Annotated in this window: 12 protein-coding genes (1 of these 12 cut by a window edge); 3 read left to right on the plus strand and 9 right to left on the minus strand. The window is 68.4% G+C overall.

The genetic code is table 11. The features are described from left to right. Positions 1-2044, minus strand: partial view of a non-ribosomal peptide synthase/polyketide synthase gene (locus tag KTR9_RS14930; RefSeq protein ID WP_014927054.1) — the 5' portion only. 21203 nt of this gene lie to the left of the window's left edge; the window shows 2044 of its 23247 coding nt (coding positions 1-2044); it begins with the start codon at positions 2042-2044; its stop codon lies beyond the left edge, outside the window. Continuing rightward, positions 2041-10344 carry an amino acid adenylation domain-containing protein gene (locus KTR9_RS14935; protein WP_014927055.1) on the minus strand — a complete coding sequence of 2768 codons (8304 nt, stop codon included), beginning with the start codon at positions 10342-10344 and terminating at the stop codon, positions 2041-2043. The genes KTR9_RS14930 and KTR9_RS14935 overlap by 4 nt, the downstream gene beginning before the upstream one ends. Positions 10345-10768: 424 nt before the next feature. On the opposite strand from KTR9_RS14935, the gene KTR9_RS14940 reads away from it, so the two are divergent. Next, complete coding sequence (locus KTR9_RS14940; RefSeq protein WP_014927056.1) at positions 10769-11671, plus strand: hydroxymethylglutaryl-CoA lyase; 903 nt, start codon at positions 10769-10771, stop codon at positions 11669-11671. An 88-nt stretch (positions 11672-11759) separates the two neighbouring features. On the opposite strand, the gene KTR9_RS14945 is transcribed toward KTR9_RS14940, so the two are convergent. The 3 genes from KTR9_RS14945 to KTR9_RS14955 form a co-directional block, all read right to left on the minus strand. Then, positions 11760-12203, minus strand: a complete 444-nt coding sequence (locus tag KTR9_RS14945) for a universal stress protein (RefSeq protein WP_004018865.1) — start codon at positions 12201-12203, stop codon at positions 11760-11762. 224 nt (positions 12204-12427) lie between these two features. After that, complete coding sequence (uvrB, locus tag KTR9_RS14950; RefSeq protein ID WP_014927058.1) at positions 12428-14584, minus strand: excinuclease ABC subunit UvrB; 2157 nt, start codon at positions 14582-14584, stop codon at positions 12428-12430. A 20-nt stretch (positions 14585-14604) separates the two neighbouring features. Further along, positions 14605-15270, minus strand: coding sequence for a hypothetical protein (locus KTR9_RS14955; protein ID WP_044506794.1), 666 nt, complete (start codon positions 15268-15270; stop codon positions 14605-14607). A gap of 94 nt (positions 15271-15364) precedes the next feature. Between KTR9_RS14955 and KTR9_RS14960 the strand changes: the two genes are divergently transcribed. Next, positions 15365-15955 (plus strand): DUF402 domain-containing protein, encoded by a 591-nt coding sequence (locus tag KTR9_RS14960; protein WP_044506796.1) that lies wholly within the window; start codon positions 15365-15367, stop codon positions 15953-15955. A 22-nt stretch (positions 15956-15977) separates the two neighbouring features. On the opposite strand, the gene KTR9_RS14965 is transcribed toward KTR9_RS14960, so the two are convergent. From KTR9_RS14965 to KTR9_RS14980, 4 genes are all read right to left on the minus strand, one after another. Continuing rightward, positions 15978-16448, minus strand: coding sequence for a hypothetical protein (locus KTR9_RS14965; RefSeq protein ID WP_044507969.1), 471 nt, complete (start codon positions 16446-16448; stop codon positions 15978-15980). A 135-nt stretch (positions 16449-16583) separates the two neighbouring features. After that, positions 16584-17480: a dephospho-CoA kinase gene (gene coaE / locus KTR9_RS14970; RefSeq protein ID WP_014927061.1), complete on the minus strand. Its 897-nt coding sequence runs from the start codon at positions 17478-17480 to the stop codon at positions 16584-16586. A 117-nt stretch (positions 17481-17597) separates the two neighbouring features. Continuing rightward, entirely contained in the window at positions 17598-18398 is an 801-nt protein-coding gene (locus KTR9_RS14975) for an SDR family NAD(P)-dependent oxidoreductase (RefSeq protein WP_014927062.1), read from the minus strand. Further along, positions 18395-19309 (minus strand): alpha/beta hydrolase, encoded by a 915-nt coding sequence (locus KTR9_RS14980; protein WP_014927063.1) that lies wholly within the window; start codon positions 19307-19309, stop codon positions 18395-18397. The genes KTR9_RS14975 and KTR9_RS14980 overlap by 4 nt, the downstream gene beginning before the upstream one ends. 93 nt (positions 19310-19402) lie before the next feature. Here KTR9_RS14980 and KTR9_RS14985 point away from each other — a divergent pair, with 93 nt between their 5' ends. Further along, complete coding sequence (locus KTR9_RS14985; RefSeq protein WP_193363193.1) at positions 19403-19954, plus strand: TetR/AcrR family transcriptional regulator; 552 nt, start codon at positions 19403-19405, stop codon at positions 19952-19954. The last annotated feature ends 15 nt before the right edge of the window (positions 19955-19969 follow it).

Genomic DNA, 19969 nt, shown 5'->3' on the forward strand with positions numbered 1-19969 from the left:
CCCCGACGTCGCCGACACCCAGGATCTCGGCGACGATCGCGGCCAGCGCCGTCTCGGTGGCGGTGGCGGGCGGTTCGGCGACCGCCGGCGAGTTCCCGGACACCACCGGGTCGGGCAGGGCGCCGCGATCGAGCTTGCCGTTCACGGTGAGCGGGAGCCGCGGGAGCCAGACGTATCGCGTCGGCACCATGTAGTCGGGCACCGCGGTCGCCAGGAGTGCGCGAATCTCGTTCTCCGCCAGTCCGACCCCGTCGGTGGCGACCGGATCACCGACCCCGTCGGTGGCGACGAGGTAGCCGACGAGATGCTCGGTGTCGCCGAGGGTGCGGATGTCCGCTCCCGCGGCGTCGACACCGTCGAGCCCCGACATCGCCGACTCCACCTCGCCGAGCTCGATGCGGAAGCCGCGGAGCTTCACCTGGCCATCGCGTCGTCCCACGAATTCGATGGACCCGTTGCGGGACACCCCGACGTCGCCGGTGCGATACATCCGGCTGCCCGGCGGTCCGAACGGGTCGGCCACGTACCGGGTGGACGTCTGACCGTGCCGGTTCAGGAACCCGCGGGTGACCTGCGCACCCGAGACGTACAGTTCACCGGGCACCCCGTCGGGCACGCATGCGAGCCGGCCGTCGAGCACGTGTACACGCGAACCGAGCAGTGGGGTCCCGATGTCGGAGGCGGTCGCCTCGTCGACGAAGGCGCGCGTCAGTTCGCGGCGGGTCATGTAGACGGTCGTCTCGGTCGGACCGTACATGTTGTTGAGTTGCGGACCCGCGACGTCGGCGCCCGAACGGGTCGCCGACCCGTCTGTCTCCCGGTCCGACTGCCACTTCCGGACCTGCTCGTAGTCGAGCAGCTCTCCCGAGAAGTGCACTCGCCGAACGGAGTCGGGCAACCGGCGGCCGTGGGGCGGCCGGACGGCCGCGGCGAACTGATAGAACGACGACGGGGTGAAGTTGACGATCGTCACCCCGTGCCGGTCGAAGGCCTCGACCACGTCGTCGGGGGCGCGTGTGGTCGCGTGATCGAGCACGAGCAGGCGCCCGCCCGCGCGCAGGGCAGCCCAGATCTCACCCACCGACACGTCGAATGCGTAGGAGTGGAACAGCGACCACACGTCGTCGGGCGTGCTCTCCACGACGGCGTCGAGTGCCGTCAGCAGCGCCACCACGTTGTCGTGGGTGACGACGACACCCTTGGGTCGCCCGGTGGACCCGGAGGTGTACATCACGTAGGCGCTCGTATGCGCGCCCACGTGTTCCGGCAGCGGCGGGGGCGGCGTGCCGTCGGCGGCGATCTCGTACTGCGCCGTCAAGTCCTGCGGAGTGCACAGCGGCACGTCCATCTCGGCCCAGGCCTCGACGGTCTCGGCCTCGGCCAGGACGACGACAGGTGACGCGTCCTCGACGATGCCGGTCAGGCGCGCGACCGGATGGGTGCGATCGAGGGGCAGATAGGCGGCGCCGGTCTTGAGGACCGCCAGCAACACCACGACGAGGTCGACCGACCGCGGCAGCGCGACGCCGACGAGGGTCTCCGGTCCCGCGCCGCGGGCAACGAGGGCGTGGGCCATCTGTTCCGATCGCCCGTCGAGGTCACGGTAGGTGAGCGACGCGCCGTCGAGGTCGGTGAGGGCGACGGCGTCGGCACGGCGGCGCGCGGCGATCCGGAAGAGTCCCGGCAGCGACTCGCGGTCGCCGGCGCCGAGGACCTCGGCGAAGCGCCGATCGAGTTCGTCGACGATCTCGGTGGCAGCCGCAGCGAGCTGCGACCCACTCAGCCCTGCGCGCGGCATCAACGCCGTCACCGTCGCACGCAGCGCGGCGTCGGACGCGACGCCGCGCTCGGCCAGGGTGATGGCCGACGCCGACACCCGCCGATGGAGGGCGCGGAAGGACACCGGCCCCGCCGCACCGGTCATGGCCTGGTCGTCGCCCGCGTGGGTGGCGGCGAGCGCGAGTGACCGTAGCGCCGAGGGGCGGTGCGGCGACGATGGGGCGGGCACCGTCGAGGCGCGGGGAATCGAGGCGTCCGACGTCACGCGGGTCCCACACGATTTCGCGGGACCGCACCCGTTCCGGAATCGGTGTCGAGATGCAACACGGCCTCGGCGGCGGTTCGTACACTCTTGAAGACGTCGTCGATGGACCGGTCGGCATCGGCGAGAAGAGTTGCCACGGCGATGGTCAGCGCCTCCGCCGGATCGTCGTCGGGAACCGAGATCGACATCGCGACAGCCGTCGCCTCGAGGTCGGCGAAGGTCACCGTCGGCGCCCCCGCGACGCCGATGACGGTGTCGGGCGCGACCGCCGCGACCGCCGACACGATCTCGTGCAGCGGCCGCGCGTCCTCGGTTCCCCGGTGGTCCGCGGCGGTCCCCTCCTCCCAGAGCGCGAGATCCCCGACCGCGGTGTCCGGCCGTGTCACGATGTCGGCCAGCAGGTTTCGGTACCGATCGGCGAACAAGGCCACGGTGTCGGGGTCGAACAGATCGGTGTCGAAGGCGATCTGCCCGCCCAGGGCCCCGTTCCGGTCGACGCCGTCGGGGTCACCCGGGTAGAGCATGACCTCGAGATCGACCTTGGCGGGGAACGACGAGGGCAGCCGCGGGCGGACGTGCAGGCCGTCGAGTTCGACGTCCGGGAATTCGAGGTTCTGGTAGGCGATCATCACCGAGAACAGCGGATTGCGGCGTCCGCGACGGACCGACCCGCGGTCGGCGCGGGCGAGGTGATCGACGATCTCGTCGAAGGACACGTCGGTGTGCCCCAGGTCGGCGAAATCGTCGGTGTGTACGCGTCGCAACAGGTCCGCGAACGGCTCGTCGAGGCGCAGCTGCGTACGCAGTGGCACCGTGGTGGCGAGCATTCCCACCATGTCGGTCAGGGCGGGATCGTCCCGGCCGGCGAACGGCGTGCCGATGACGATGTCGTCGCTGCCCGCCAGTCGTCCGATCAGGACGGCGAGCGCCGCATGCAGGACGGCGAACTGGGTCGTGTTACCCACCCGCGCCATCTGTCGGATCATCGTCGCGGTCGACGACGGGATGTGGAGATCGACGACGCCACCGAGGTGACGCGGCTCGACGGGCCGCGGACGGTCGGTCGGGATCGTCGCCGGCTCCCCCACCCGGTCGAGACGCCGTCCCCAGTACTCGAGTTGACGCTGTCGTTCGGTGACTCCGTCGGGTCGGGTGGTCTGGAGGCGCTCAGCATGCCAGATCGCGTAGTCCGCGAACTGCACTCGCTGCCCGGCGGCACTGCGCGGTCCTGGCTTGCCCGCGATCCGGGCGGCGTAGAACTCGGCGAGGTCCCGAGCGAGCGGGCCGAGCGATCCACCGTCGGCGTTGATGTGGTGCACGACGAACACCAGCACGTGTCGGTCGGCGCTCAGTCGCAGGATCGTCGCACGGACGGCCGGCGGTCCGGTCAGATCGAAACCGGCGTCGACGACCCCGGCGACCTCGGCGGCCACCCGGTCCCCGGAGGTGGTCTCGAGCCGGTCCCCGGCGAGATCGACCAGCGGAATCCGCAACGCGTGCACGGCATCCGCGGCGGGGATGATCAGTTGTACCGGCGCACCGTCGTGCAGCGGATAGCGGGTCCGCAGCGACTCGTGGCGGGCGACGAGATCGCCCACAGCGCCGGTGAGGGCGGGGACGTCCAATCGGCCGTCGAGTTCCAGGGTCAGGCCGACGTTGTACGCGGGTGACGTCGGATCGGTCTGGTTGATGGACCACAGCCCGCGTTGGACCCCGGTGAGGTCGACGACGTGGGTGCGTTCGCGCGGTGTCAGCATGCGCCCGGCCACCGCCTGGTCGGCCGTCGCCACCGCGGCCACGAAATCCGCCACGGTGGGATTCTCGAAGAGCAGCGACATCGGTACGCGGCGTCCGATGTGCTGTTCGACGCGATAGGCGACCTTGGTCGCCGACAGCGAGCTGCCGCCGAGTTCGAAGAACCCGTCGTGGACGCTGACCTGTCGCACCCCGAGCACGTCGGCGAAGATCTGGGCCACGACGCCTTCGAGCCGGCTGCGGGGCGCGACGTACTCACGTGCGGGCGAGATCTCCACCGCGGGCAGAGCGCGGCGGTCGACCTTGCCTGTGCGGGTCATCGGCAGCTCGTCGAGCACCACCACGGTGTGCGGCACGAGGTGTGCGGGCAGACGGGCGGCAGCGTGGTCGAGGATGTGCTCGGGTGCCGGCATTCGATCGGCCGGAGCGGTCACGTACGACACCAGGACCGTCTCCCCCGCCGGCGTCGATGTGCCGACGGTGACCGCGCTCTCCACGTCGGGATGGCTCGCGAGAACCCCGTCGACCTCACCGGGTTCGACCCGCATCCCGCGGATCTTGATCTGGAAGTCGTTGCGGCCGTGATAGACGATGTCACCGGACGGCGTCCTCGTGACGAGGTCGCCGGTGCGATACATCCGGCCCCCGACGTCGAACGGATCGGCGACGAACCGGGCTGCCGTCAATCCGGGACGACCGTGATAGCCGCGCCCGAGCGCCCGTCCGGACAGATACAGCTCACCCAGGACACCGTCCGGAACCGGGCGCAGGCCCCCGTCGAGGATTTTGACGCCGACTCCGGAGATCGGTCCGCCGATCGTGACCGGCTCCGCCGGCCGTAGGGGCGCGGAGGCGGTGGCCCAGATGGTGGTCTCGCTGGGGCCGTACAGATTCAGCAGGGGGCGACCCGCCGAGTCCCATTTGGCGACCAGCTCCGGCGGGCAGGCCTCACCCGCCACCATCACGACCGAGAGTTCGGGCACCGCTGCGGGATCGAGGGTGGCGAGCGCGGTGGGCGTCATGATCGTGTGCGTGACCCGATGCCGGGCGATGACGTTCTCGAGTTCGGGTCCGGCGAACACATCGGGTGGGCTGATCACCAGCTGGGCCCCCGAACACACCGCGAACACGATCTCCCAGACCGCCACATCGAATCCCGGTGCGGCGACGTGGAGTATGCGCGAATCCGGGGCCGCACCCAGCCGGTGCTGTTGTTCGGCGACCAGCTCGGCGAACCCGGCGTGTGTCAATGTGGCGGCCTTAGGCCGACCGGTGGACCCAGAGGTGAACTGGAGATATGCGACGTCGTCGAGGGAGATCGGCCGGACCCTCTCGGCATCGGCCACCGGGTGCGTCGGCCGACCCGCGATGCCCAGATCGACCTCGAGGTCGTCGAGGACGAGCTGTGCGACCGTGGAACGGGTCTCCAAGGACCCGCTACCGGGTGTAATGCCCTCATCCGTGGCGGCCGAATCCGTCGTGATCAGCAGCACCGCCCCGCTGTCGGCGAGCATCGCGGCTCGGCGCGCGACGGGCAGACGGGGGTCGATCATCACGAAGGCGGCTCCGCTCGCGGCCACCCCCAGCACGGCCAGGACGGACCGGTGTGATCGCGGAATGCTCACGGCGACGACGTCACCCGGACCGATGCCACGCTCGATCAGGACGCGGGCGATCTGATGGGTGGTGGTCGCGACTTCCGACCAGCGCAACGCACCGTCGCCGACGAGGGCCGGTGCGCCGGGGTCGGCGCGGGCGAGGCCGCGCGCCAGCAGACCGGCGAGTGTCTGTTCCGCACGCGCGCCCCGGGCCGGCGACGCCAGGCGGCGCGTCTCGTCCGGCCGCAACAGGTCGATCGAACCGATCGTCCGCGACGATCCGCGCACCATCTGCTGCAGGACGAACTCCAGCCGTCCCGCCATCTCCCGCACCGTGGTGGCGTCGAAGAGATCGGTGGCATAGGCGAATTCGACGTCGTAGCGGTCGGTGTGATCGGTCACCGAGACGGTCACGTCATACTTCGCCGACGGCACCCGCGCATCGAGAACCTCCGCGGACCCGGTCCAGCGCGCGAGCTCGGCCAGCTGGTCGGGCTGCACCGTCAGCGCGACCTGGAACAGCGGCGAGTGCGCCGGAGACCGATGCGGCGCGACCGCGTCCACCACGCGCTCGAACGGGACGTCGGCGCAACTCATCGCGCGGGCGCAGCGGCGATGCGCGGCGGTGACGAACTCGGCGACGGTGTCCCCCGGATGCAGCGTCGTGCGCAGGACGACGGTGTTGACGAACATGCCGACCAGGTCGGCGACCTCCGGGTCGTCGCGACCGGCGACAGCGGTGCCGATACTCACGTCGTCGGTGGCGGCCAAGCGGCCCAGCGTGATCGCCAGGGCCGACTGGAACACCGCGAACGGGGTGGCCGACAACGACATCGCAAGCCGCCGGATCCCGGCGGTCAGATCGGGGCCGAGCACTATGTCCACGTGGGCCCCACCACTCGACATCACCCGCGGCCGCGGCCGGTCGGTGGGCAACTGCAACAGATCCGGCGCCCCACGCAATTCCGCACGCCAGAACTCCAGCCCCTCGACCAGGAACGGCGACGGCGACTCCGGTGTACCGAGGGTCTCGGCACGCTCGACGGCGATATCCGCGTACTGCATCGGCAACGGCGGGAAATCCGGCTCCTCGCCCGCGCGCCGACAGTCGTAGGCGGTCATCAGATCGCGAAGCAGCGGCCGGAGCGACTGCCCATCGGCCGCGATGTGGTGCAGGACCAGCACGATGACGTCGCCGTCGGGATGACCCGTCACCAGCCGGTAGCGGAACGGGATCTGCTCGGCGAGGTCGAATCCCACGTCCGTGATCGCGGAGATCGCGGCTGCGAGGTCCCTCCCGTCGACACCCGTCCCGCTCGCTCCGCTCCCGAGGAGATCGGCGGCCACCTTCGGGTCCAGGATCAGCTGCTCCGGTTCCCCGTCCACGACGGGGAACACCGTGCGCAGGATCTCGTGTCGGTTCACGACATCCAGGACGGCCCGATGCAGCACGTCGGCGTCGACCGGATGCGTCAGGCGCAGCGCCCCGGACATGTTGTAGGTCGAGTCGGCCGGCGACATCCGGTTGATGAACCACAGTCGGGTCTGCGCCTGCGACAGCGGAATTCGTGCCGGACGCAGCGGACGTGACGGGCGTGAGGTGGCCTGGCCGGACTCCGGGATCGCCACCGCACGCGAGGCGAGATCGGCGAGATCGACCGCCTCGAAGACATCGGTCAGCGCGATTCCGAGCCCGTGATCGACGCGTGCGCGGGACACCATCCGGGCGGCGAGCAGCGAGTCGGAACCCAAGGCGAACAAGTTGTCCGAGACACTGACGCCGTCGCGGTCGAGCCCCTCCTCCACGAGCGCCACGATCGCCCGCTCGGCAGGCGTGTGCGGTGGCCGGAAACTCGTTGCGACGGAACCGAGTTCCGGCGCCGGAAGGGCGCGCTGGTCCAGTTTTCCCGATCGGGTGGTGGGAAACGAGTCGAGCACGACCACCCCGTGGGGCACCATGTGGCCGGGAAGCCGGCGGCGGCAGTGTGCGCGCACGACCTCGGCATCCACCACGCCGCAGATATCCCCGAGGCCGTTGGCGGCGTGGGAGTCGTTGCCCTTCAACTGATTGCCGCGAGCGCGGATATAGGCGACCAGGACCGGCGCGGGTCCGAGGTCACGGCGCGCGACCACCGCCACCGCGTCGACGCCCGGTATCGCGGCGATCACCGCCTCGACCTCGCCGGGCTCCACACGCTGACCCCGGATCTTGATCTGTTGATCGGTCCGCCCCAGATACTCCAGCTCTCCGTCGCCGGTCCACCGGACCAGGTCGCCGGTGCGGTACATCCGAGCACCCCCGAGGCCCTGCGGATCGGCCACGAACCTGGTCGACGTCTGACCCGGTGCGCCGACATAACAGTTCGCCAGTTGATCCCCCACCAGGTGCAACTCGCCGGCGACTCCGACCGGGACCGGACGCAGACGGCCGTCGAGGACCCGCACCACCGTGCCCGGCACCGGCCGACCGATCGGAACGACGACCCCATCGGTCGTGATCCGCTGGGCGGTCACGTCGATCGCGGCCTCGGTAGGCCCGTACAGATTCACGAGTCCGGCGCGGCTGGTCGACCGCACCCGCTGGGCGAGCCGGGCAGGCAACGCCTCCCCGGAGGTGAACAGCCAGCGCACATGATCGGGCAACGAGATCCGTTCGTGCGCTGCGTCGCGCGGGCCGGAATCGCCGATCACCCGGCGCCCGTCGGCCTCCGGACCGGCAGGGTCCCGTCCGAGCACCACGTCGAGGTATGCGTCGAGCATGGACGGCACGAAGTGCAGGACGGTGACCCGGGAACGCTCGATGAGGTCGCGGAGGTAGTCGGGGTCGCGGTGACCGCCCGGCGCCGCGATCACCATCCGCGCCCCGACGCGCAACGGCCACAGCAACTCCCAGACCGACACATCGAAGGTCGCCGGTGTCTTGTACAGCACGGCATCCCCGGCGGTGATCGGGTGATCATGCTGCATCCACGCGAGGCGCTGCTCAATCGCCCGGTGACCGACCTCGACGCCCTTGGGAGTCCCGGTCGACCCCGAGGTGAAGATGACATAGGCCGCCAAACCCGCCGGCGCCTGCCGATCTCGGTGCGGCGGTGCGGCCGGAACAGGGTCCGGTGAGACGAGGTCGGCGTGGAGGTCGGCGACGAACTGCGCGTCGACGACCAGACCCGGATCCACCGCGGCGGTGATCGCCCGTCGACGCTCCTCCGGTTCGGCGGAATCGACAGGCACATAGGCCGCACCCAGCCCGATCGCGGCGTAGACGGCGCACACCTGCTCGATCGACCGGTCCAGCGCCACGACGACCCGATCACCACGGCGCACGCCCAGACTCGCGAACCGATCCGCGAATCTCGCGGAGGCCCACGCGAACTCGCGATAGGTGAGGGTGGTGTCGCCGAACGTCACCGCGGGCGCGTCCGGGGTCGAGTCGACTTGGCGATCGAAAGCGGCCAGGACGTGTTCACCGTCCACGCCGACGGCCGGTCCGCCGGACCCCAGGTCGTCCAGCGTCGCCGACTCCCCGACCATCAGGAGGTCGAGGTCTGCGACGGGCCGGTTCGGCCCGGCCACGAACTGCGTGAGCAGGTTCAGCAGGCGTTCCCGGTGCAGGTTCAGTTCGGCCGACTCGTACAGGGCGGGGTTCGCGTGCAGGCCCACTTCCAGCGGCGCGTCCGGACCGGCCGCGAAGACGTTCATCACGAGGTCCTCGACCATCCCGGCGGACAACATGTGATAGCGCACCCGGGCGCCGTCGATGACGATCGGCTTGTCGAACAGCAGCAGGTTGACCAGTGGCCCGAATGTCGTGCCGAGGGTGTCGCCGAAACCGGCTGCGGCCCTGATGTCCTCGGACCGGTAGCGCTGATGGCGGAGACCCGCGGTGATCTCCGCGGTCACGGCCGAGACGACGTCGGCACACGTCGCCGAGGCGATTCCGTCCACCCGCAGGGGCAGCATGTTCGAGACCATCCCGGCCGAGTGCCGGATCCGCGCCGTCGTACGCGCGGTCACCGGCAGGCTGAGGACGATGTCGTCGCTTCCGGACATACGGGCGAGGAATGCGGCGAATGCGGCGGTGAGGATCGCGGCAACCGAGGCGTCGAGGTCCCGGGCACACCGACGCAGTGCCTCGTCCAGCTCGGGGCCGAGCATTCCCGCGGAGACGATCGTCTCGTTGCAGACGCCCGTGGTCGCGGGATGGGCCGCCAGGGTGACCCTCTCGGGGAGTCCGGCGGCGCGTTCGCGCCAGAACTCGCGGTCCTTCTCGAACCTCGTGCTCTCGCGGTACGCGGCGTCGTCGGCGACGACCTCGGCGACGCTGGCACGCCGCACCGGACGGCGACCGGTCCCTGACGATGCCATGTTGCCGGGATCGTCGCCGCCGGGCTCACGATGCCGGTTGTACCGCGCCACCGCCTCGTGGAGGCACATCAGCGCGCCGTACCCGTCGAACGCGATGTGGTGCCCGCGCATGTACCAGTACGTGCGATCGTCGGCGATTCGGATGAAGGCGGCGACGGCGACCGGGTCGGCGAGCAGGTCCACAGTCCGCTGATGGTCAGCGCGCATCCAGTCCTCGGCCGCCGCTTCGGGATCCGGATCGGACCGCAGGTCGACGTCGACGACGTCGAACGGAACGGAGAAGTCGATGTACTGCTGGGGCGTGCCGTCGACCTCGATCACGCGTGTGTACGCCGTCTGCAGGTCACGCGCCGCCTCGAGAACGCCACGACGGAACAACTCCCGATCGAACGGGCGCCCGTCGTCGACGATGTCGAGGTAGTGCGCGACCGTGACCGAGTGGTCGTCGACGAGATTCTCGGCAAACCACATCGCACGTTGCGCCGCGGTCAGACCCAGCAGGTCCGCCCCTCGAGGCGCTCGGGGTGTCCCCGGGCGCCTGTGCCCCCCAGTCCCATCTCGGTGGGACGCAGTGTCATCCATGCCTCGTCCGACGTCGGTTTCGGCGATTGGGTCGCTCGACGAAGACGCCCCCGCGTCCCCCCGCAGCGATCGTCGAACAGCAACGAATCATACGCGGTACATCGCATCGGCTTCCGAAAGTGATACATCCCGCATCATCGGCTGGTTCGTGAGAACCGAAGAAGTCGAAAGCACATGTGACAGATGGGATCACCCGAGTCCAGCAGAGTCACACTGGCCACTCCCGTACCGTCTGGGGCGGTTCGAGACCCCCGAGATTCGGTCGTTCGACCGACAGAGGGATGGAACGACATACCGGACATGGCGTCGCCGGCGCCGGGAGCGAAGCGAGCGGGCCGAATGGGGCCTGGCGCCGGGAGCGAAGCGAGCGGGCCGAACGAGACCCCCGTGGAGTCGCGGAGGCGGAACGGGCAAGATCGAACTCATGTCAGACGTGCAGGTGATCGAGGTCGGGCCGCGGGACGGGTTGCAGAACGAACAGACGCTGCTCTCGATCGACCAGAAGGTCGAGTTCATCAGCCGTGCCGTGGACGCCGGCGTGCGCCGCATCGAGGCGGTCAGCTTCGTCAACCCCAGGCGGGTTCCGCAGATGGCCGGCGCCGAGGAGGTCATGGACCGGGTGCCCCGCGTGGACGGCGTCTCCTATATCGGGCTCGTCCTCAACCGTCGTGGTCTCGACCGCGCCCTCGCATCCGCGGTCGACGAGGTGAACGCGGTGGTCGTGGCCACCGAGGAGTTCAGTCGACGGAACCAGGGCTGCAGCGTCGAGGACACCGTCGCGGCAGCCGTCGACGTCGTCCGGGACGCGCGCGCGGCCGGGATCGCGTCGACGGTGACCATCGCGGTGGCGTTCGGCTGCCCGTTCACCGGCGAGGTCAGTCCGGGCTGGGTCTCCGACATCGTGGCCCGGCTGACCGATCAGGCCGCACCGGACGAGATCGCGCTCGCCGACACAATCGGCGTCGGGGTGCCGGCACAGGTTCGCGACCTCGCCACACGGACCGCCGAACGAGCTCCCGGCATCCCGCAACGCTGGCACTTCCACAACACGCGGAACACCGGCTATGCGAACGCGCTTACCGCACTCGATTCGGGTGCGCGCGCGCTCGACGCGAGCATCGGCGGCTTCGGCGGGTGCCCGTTCGCGCCTGCGGCCACCGGCAACATCGCGTCCGAGGATCTCGTCTACGCACTGGATCGATCAGATGTCAGCACCGGCGTCGACATGCGACAGTTGGTCGACGCCGCACAATGGCTGGGCACAGCCCTCGACAAGGATGTCCCCGCACTCCTCGGACGTGCCGGACCTTTTCCGGCCGCCCGCTGAGGCGGGGACACCTGTCGATGAGCCACGCAGATCGATCGGCCCTCGAGATCGGTGGGCCGCAGCACGACTGCGCGGCGACTCCCGGCGACTACCCGGTGGTGTGCACGATCAGGACGTCGCACGCCGACTTGCGAGCGACATCGGCGGGGACCGATCCGAGAAGCCGGCCGGCGATCGAGTTCAGGCCGCGGTTGCCCACGACCAGGAGGTCGGCCTTGACGTCGCTCACCAGTTGCAGGAGCGCGTCGACCGGAGCGCCCTTGACCGGGCGCTGCACCACGTTCGTCGCACCGGCCTTGGCGGCGCGCTCCTTCGCGGTCCGCAGGATCTCCTCGGTCGGGGTCGACCCGGTGACCTGATATGCCTCGTCCTTGAGGACGTCGGCCGCATCCCCGGCACCGCGCTCGTTCGGGAAGTACGCGCACGCGATCACCAACTGAGCGTCGCCCGCGAGTGCACCCGCACGTTCCACAGCCTTCATCGACGACTCGGAGCCATCGGTACCGACGACGACGGTTTCGTAAGAGCTCATCCCAACCTCCCGACATGAAATCGCCTCGCTGCCCATCAGCGAGGCGTCACCGCGTATCCCCGAATTGCAGGGGTCTTGCATCGGGACACTAGTTTGCCACGGACGTGTCTGTCCCCCGTTCGTGGTGATCGGCACATCAGCTGCGCACCACGGCGGTCCGCTCACCTCGGGCCACTACCACTCTCAGCTGTCCGTTCACACGGCGCGGGCGAACCGGTGAGGCGTCACTTGATCCCGGCCGCGTCCATCCCGCGCATCTCTTTCTTCAGATCGGCGATCTCGTCGCGGAGTCGCCCGGCGAGTTCGAACTGCAGGTCCCGAGCAGCGCTCATCATCTGGTCGGTGAGTTGAGACACGAGGTCGGCGAGTTCGGCCCGGGGCATCAGCGAGACGTCGCGCTTCTCGATGACCCCCGAGCTGCCGGCCTTCGAGACCTCGCCCTGGGCGCGGCGTCCGCGGCTGGAGTTCCGTCCGGAACCGCCGACCGCAACGGTCTCGTCTTCCGCCTCCCGGTAGACCTGGTCGAGGATGTCTGCGATCTTCTTGCGCAACGGCTTGGGGTCGATCCCGTTCGCCTTGTTGTACGCGATCTGCTTCTCGCGACGTCGCTCCGTCTCGTCGATCGCGTTGCGCATCGAGTCGGTGATCTTGTCCGCATACATGTGGACTTCGCCGGACACGTTGCGGGCCGCACGACCGATCGTCTGGATGAGCGAGGTGGTGCTCCGGAGAAAACCCTCCTTGTCGGCGTCGAGGATCGCGACGAGGGACACCTCCGGGAGGTCGAGGCCCTCGCGCAGCAGGTTGATGCCGACGAGGACGTCGTAGTCACCCGATCGGAGCTGACGCAGGAGTTCGACGCGGCGCAGGGTGTCGACCTCCGAGTGGAGATAGCGGACCCGGATGCCGAGTTCGAGCAGGTAGTCGGTGAGGTCCTCGGCCATCTTCTTGGTCAGGGTCGTCACCAGCACGCGCTCGTCACGGTCGGTTCGCTCACGGATCTCGTGGACCAGGTCGTCGATCTGGCCCTTGGTGGGTTTGACAACGACCTGGGGATCGACGAGACCCGTCGGGCGGATCACCTGCTCGACGAACTCGCCGTTGGACTGGCCCAGCTCATACGGCCCCGGGGTGGCGGACAAGTACACGGTCTGTCCGATGCGATCCACGAACTCGTCCCATGTCAGCGGGCGGTTGTCGACGGCCGACGGTAGGCGGAATCCGTACTCCACGAGGTTGCGCTTGCGCGACATGTCGCCCTCGTACATGCCGCCGATCTGGGGCACGGTCACGTGCGACTCGTCGATGACGAGAAGGAAATCGTCGGGGAAGTAGTCGATCAGCGTCGCCGGGGCGCTCCCGGCGGCGCGTCCGTCGATGTGCCGAGAGTAGTTCTCGATGCCCGAGCAGAATCCGACCTGGCGCATCATCTCGAGGTCGTACGTGGTCCGCATCCGTAGACGCTGGGCTTCGAGCAGTTTGCCTTTGCCCTCCAGATCGGCGAGCCGTTCCTCGAGTTCGCGCTCGATGCTCGCCATGGCCTTCTCCATGCGTTCGGGCCCGGCGACATAGTGGGTGGCCGGGAAGATGCGCAGTGAGTCGACCTGGCGCACGACGTCTCCGGTCAGCGGGTGCAGGTAGTACAGCGACTCGACCTCGTCGCCGAAGAACTCGATGCGGACGGCGAGTTCCTCGTACGACGGGATGATCTCGACGGTGTCGCCACGGACACGGAAACTCCCGCGGGTGAACGACATGTCGTTACGCGTGTACTGGACGTCGACGAGAAGCCGCAGCAGTGCATCGCGATCGATCTCCTGACCCACTTCCACCTCGACGGATCGGTCGAGGTACGACTGCGGTGTGCCGAGGCCGTAGATACAGGACACCGAGGCGACCACCACGACGTCGCGCCGGGACAGCAGGCTCGACGTCGCCGAGTGACGCAGACGCTCGACGTCGTCGTTGATCGACGAATCCTTCTCGATATAGGTGTCGGTCTGCGCGATGTAGGCCTCGGGTTGGTAGTAGTCGTAGTACGACACGAAGTACTCGACGGCGTTGTTGGGCAACATCTCGCGCAGTTCGTTCGCCAACTGCGCCGCGAGCGTCTTGTTCGGAGCCATGACCAGGGTGGGACGCTGCACCTGCTCGATCAGCCAGGCGGTGGTTGCCGACTTTCCGGTACCGGTGGCACCGAGGAGCACGATGTCCTTCTCACCCGCGTTGATCCGGCGGGTCAGATCTTTGATGGCGGCGGGCTGGTCACCGGCAGGTTCGTATTCGCTGACGACCTCCAGCCGGGCTTCGGTCCGTTCGATCTCGCCGACCGGCCGGAACTCCGAGTGCGCGATGACGGGGCGTTCTGCTGCAAAAGCCATAGTGCCAGGGTAAACGCGACCTATGACAACGATGTTCCCGCTCGATGCGCCCGCCGACGCCCGATGATTGCGGCGACGAGAACGACCACCGAGCAGAGCGGGATCGGCTGGCCGACGGAGACGAACACGACGACGTCGCCGAGGAGCGCCGCCGGCGCCGCGATCCGGACGACAGTACCCGGGACCGGCGCCTTTCCCTGAGTCCGGCGCGGCACCCGCGGCCACGGCTTGGCGATCGACAGCCAGGCCTGGAATGCGATCAGCGTCGCCATCACGACAGTCGCCGTCAGCAGACCCGGCGTTGCGTCGCCGGATCGCGTCGCCTCGTCGAGCGTGGGCGAGAGCACCGCGATCCCGACGACGAGCTGCCCGACCGTGATCACGAATTTCACGAGTACCCACCAGTGTACGAAGAAGCCCCAGGGCGTCGTCGACGACAGGAGGAACCCGGACATCGCCGACAGGTTGGCCGAGACGACGAGCACCGTGGTGTCCAGGACGTGCGCCGCGACGACGCCGCCTTCCCCGGGATTCAGCATCAGCACCAGCAGGGCGAGCGCCTGACTCATCCAGCTGACCGAGGACAGCACATGGATCCACAGGAGCATCTGCCTGGCACGCCTGGCGGACGATTTCGGTTCGGCGAATCGGCGCGCGGGACCACGGGTCGCTTCGACGGAAGTCATCTGTCGACCTTGCGCCGACCGCCCCGCCTCGCACATCGGTGAGAACTCGGGCTTTCACCCTGAGATCGTCGGTCGTTCTGTCTAGATTCGGTGCATGACCAACCATCGCGGACGCGCGGCCGAGCCGGTGCCCGCATCACACCCGCTGCACCCGCCCAAGCGGGAGGTCTTCGACGTACCCGGGATGACGAACACGGACAACAAGGGTTTCGTCCGGCCAGTCGAGGAATATCGCGTCACCGACTACGGGCTGTACATGTCGCGCCACGCACCCGGACATCCGCGGTTCGATCACCTGGAATCCTGGCTGCTGCCCGCATTGGGACTGCGCGCCAACATCTTCCACTATCAGGGCGGCTACCGGGAGGGTCAGCGCCTGTATCTGGATGTCGGCAGCTTCGCCGGCCCCGACGACGCCGGGCGGTGGTACGCCGAGGACTGGTATCTCGATCTCGTCGACGTACCGGGCACCCCGCCGGTGCTGCTCGACACCGATGAACTGCTCGAGGCGCACCGGGACGGGCTCCTCGACACCGCACAGTGCGTCGAGGCCGTCGAGATCGCCACGCGCGCGCTCGTCGGTACGGCCGAGCACGGGAACGACGTCCAGGCCTGGCTGGACGCCGCGGCGGGCGGCGTGGTGGCCTTCAGCGACCACGACCATCGCCGCGGCGGCGCCCGGTAGATCTCGACAGACCTCAGAGGTCTCAGTAGGTGGGAAGGACGAAACAGGCTCCGTTGCGGATGAAGTCCGGGAGCTGGACGCCGGTACCGACGGTGACCGCTCGCGTCTTCTCCACCCCGTCGAGGGTCGCCTTGAGCACGTATCGACCCGGTGTCGACGGGCGCCACGTCGGCCTGACCTCGACACTCGCGGGCTTCCGGTCGTAGATGGTGACCGTGCGACCGGCACCGACGGATGTCACCTTCAGATTCGACTTCGCCGAGCCGGGGTCACCGACGAGCACGGACAGCTCGTAGGCACACCCCGCGCCGTACACGCCGTAGTTGAACGAGCCGTTGGCCGACGACCCGTAACCCGGGAGGGTGTCCACCGCGATGCCCTGCAGGGCCGCCTCGGCAGGCGCGGCCAGTGCGACACCGGCGCACGTCACTGCACCGAAAGCTATTGCGCCGCCGACAATCCGCGCGCGACCCCTACGTCCCCGACCGACCATGCTGTGCTCCACTCCTGGGCTCGTCCTCGAGCACACCACCACCGCGGAGGCGTGCGACTCACAAGCTAGCAGCGCTCCGCACCGCGCGTAAGCATTTTGGCAACGTTTGTAGTCAGTTTTTGTGCCGTGCGCCTCTCACCCGGCGACGACTCGCACCGTGGCCGGTCTGCCGGGGTCGCACGAGCCGTACAGATCCGGCCCGGCCGGCGCGAATCCACCGTCGGCCAACCGGTCGACCAGGTCTTCGGCGGCAGCGGCATCACGTGCCGTCACCTGCAACTCGACCGCTGCCGCGTCGGTGACGTCGACGGCGGTGGCCAGTTCACCGGCCACCGCCCACAGCCGATTCACCAGACGCGCGGACGGACCGTGCGGATCGGGTTCGGACGCGACGAGTTCAGGGACGGGATCGGCGACCCGGCGACGGCGGACATTCATCTCGAGCGGCACGAGACGCTCATCCCAGACCCGCGCCGCGGATGCCGCCAGATCCTCGGGGGCGCCGGAGTTGTCCAGCCACACGTCGGCGACGGCACGACGCTGTTCGTCGGTCGCCTGCGCGGCGATGCGGGCGCGGGCGTCGGCCTCGGCGACACCGCGCATCGTCGTCAGCCGGTGCAACCGCACGTCGGCTTCGGCGAACACGATGACGACCAGATGAAAGAACGGAGCCGTGTGATTCTCCACCAGCAACGGAATGTCCTGCACCACAATCGCGTCCGCCGGCGCATCGTCGAGCAAGGCTTGCGTCCGCGCCCCGATGAGCGGGTGGGTGATGCCGTTGAGGGTCTGCCGCGACTCGTCGTCGACGAAGGCCTTCGCCGCGAGAGCCGGACGGTCGAGGCTCCCGTCGGTGGCCAGGATGTCCGGCCCGAACGCCTCGACCAGCGCCGCCAGACCCTCCGACCCCGGCTCGACCACCTCCCGGGCGATCTTGTCCGCGTCGATGATGTACGCGCCCCGCTCGACGAACGTCTTTGCCACGGTCGATTTGCCGGCGCCGATGCCACCGGTCAGTCCAAGCCTGATCACGACCCCAGTCTGACAAACGCCTTCACGTTGGAGTACGTCCGGGGCAGTCGCCCTGCACACCATCACGCCGCGGTCAACGAAGCGGCCTCCCAACAGAACGTACGAACTCGTCTGCTGCTACTTGAACGGGTTCAGTGTGCGCCCAAGGTGGTAGCCGATACGTCCGGGGATGGGGCGCATCGCGGCCGCGGACACCTTGTTGACGACGCCGGGGATGCAGACGGGTTTTCCGGCCTTGACCGCGGCCCAACCTTCGCGGACGACATCTTCGGGTTCCTGCCACATGAATCCCGGCAACCGGTCCGCGGCGTCGCGGGTGCCCATGACGTCGTGGAACTCGCTGTGCGTGAAGCCCGGGCACAGTGCTGTCACATGAATGCCGTGCGGTTTGAGCTCCATGTCCAGCGATTGGGACATGTTCAGCACATACGATTTGATCCCGGTGTAGAGCAGGCCCTCCCCCGGGGGCGATACCGCAGCGAGAGACGACAGGTTCACGATCCGTCCCCAGCGCCGTGCTTTCATGTCGGGTATCACGCGATGGGTCAGCTCGGTCACCGCCGTGACCATGAGCTGCAGTTCGGCGGCAACCGATTCCCATGGGGTCTCGGAGAACTTGGTGCTCGAGGACAGGCCTGCGTTGTTGACCAGCACGTCGATCGGCATCCCCAGCTCGTCCGCCCGATCGATGATCGCGGCGGCGGGAGCGGCCGGGTCACTCAAGTCGGCCGCAATGACCTCGGCGAGAACGCCGTGTTGCTGACGGAGTTCGGTTGCGAGCTCGTCGAGCCGGCCTGCCCGTCGCGCCACCAGGATCAGGTCGTGGCCTTCGGCGGCGAGATGTCGGGCGAACGCGGTTCCGATTCCGGCGGAGGCTCCCGTGACGAGAGCTGTGCGGCGGGGAGAGTGTGCGCTCATCGCGGGTCGCCGACGTGGCGGTCCAGGAAGTCGAGCTGGTCGGCGACGATGGTCTCGAAGTACGGGTCGAGGTAGGGCTCGAAATGGCCACAATCGTAGGTGTGCACCTCGCCTTTCGGTATGCGGCGCGCTACAGCCTGGGCTTTGTCGATCGGCGTGACGTCGTCCTTCGCTGCCAGTTGGACCAGCACTGGGACGTTGATCGCCGCTGCGTGACGTCCGGGAGAGTAGAAGGGCACGCGCAGTGCGATCCGGGCGGCGACGTCGTTTTCGGCGAGCAGTTCCTCACGCATGTCCCCCATGCGTTCGACTTGCTCGTAAGCGCCTGGCGAGGTCATCATCGCGACGTCGCCGGGTCGCCCTATCGCGGCCATCCGGTAGGGCGTCCGTCCCGTCCACGCCCGGAATTGATCACGCGCCCCGGCGATGATCAGTCGCGCCACCAGTGTTGGAGACTGGGAGAACGCTGACGCGGGGCCGCTCACGTGCGGAACCTGGACGATCGCGGCGACCACATCGTGGTCGTGGGCAGCCAGTCTCAGGACGTGGCCGCCGCCGAAAGACGACCCCCACGCCACCACGCGCCGCGTGTCGACGCCCTCCAGGCCCCGAACGTAGGCGATTGCGGCATCCCAGTCACCGTGCTGTTTTCCGATGTCGAGAATGCGACGCGGCGACCCGCCACTGGCACCCCAATGGCGGTAGTCGAAGACGAGCGAGGCATACCCGGCCTGCGCGAACCGTGCGGCGTAGGCGTCGAGCCGCAGTTCGCGGAATGCGGCGAAACCGTGAGCGAGGACGACGATGGGCGGGTTCACGACCCCATCCGGGCGGTAGAGCCAGGCTGCGCACTGGACATCGCCGGAATCGAACGTGACATCGGATCGAACGAAGGTGAACTGACGCGTCATCGATGGACCTCCATCAGGTATCTTGAATGGCGTTCAACAAGCTAGCAGCATCTTGAATGCCGTTCAAGACCGAGTGGTGTGGAGGTGGTGTCCGTGGCGCGGAACAAGAGGCCGCAGGCTGCCGACGAGAAGCGCCAGGAGATCGTCGCGGCCGCCCGGAGGCTGTTCATCGAAGGCGGATATGAGGCGACGTCGATGAGCAGGTTGGCGAAGGAAGCCGGGGTGGCGCCCAACACCATCTACTGGTATTTCGATGACAAGGATGACGTGCTCGTTGCAGTCGTGTCTGCCGTCATGGCCGATGTCTGGCCCCAGTATCAGGCAATTGCAGACGAGCCGATCGCCGCTCGGGTGTTGTGGATCGTGCGGCGATTGACCGAGATGAGCGGTCTGGTGACCACAGTGCACTCTCGCGTACCACACTCCTCTGCAGTAGCGGAGTGGCACAACAATTTTCACCTCCTCACGGCCACCTTGTTCCGTGCCGAGCTGGAAACAGCAGGCGTCCCTGCGGAGACCGTCGACGCCGAGGTGATGATCGCCGTCTTCACCGTCGAAGGACTGTTGATGCATACGCAAGACGAAGGCGAACAGCGCGCCATATGCGAGACATTGGCCCATCGGTGGCCATCGGCCACGAGCTAGCCGGGGCGCTGGCCC

This window comes from Gordonia sp. KTR9, from assembly GCF_000143885.2.
Classification (GTDB): domain Bacteria; phylum Actinomycetota; class Actinomycetes; order Mycobacteriales; family Mycobacteriaceae; genus Gordonia.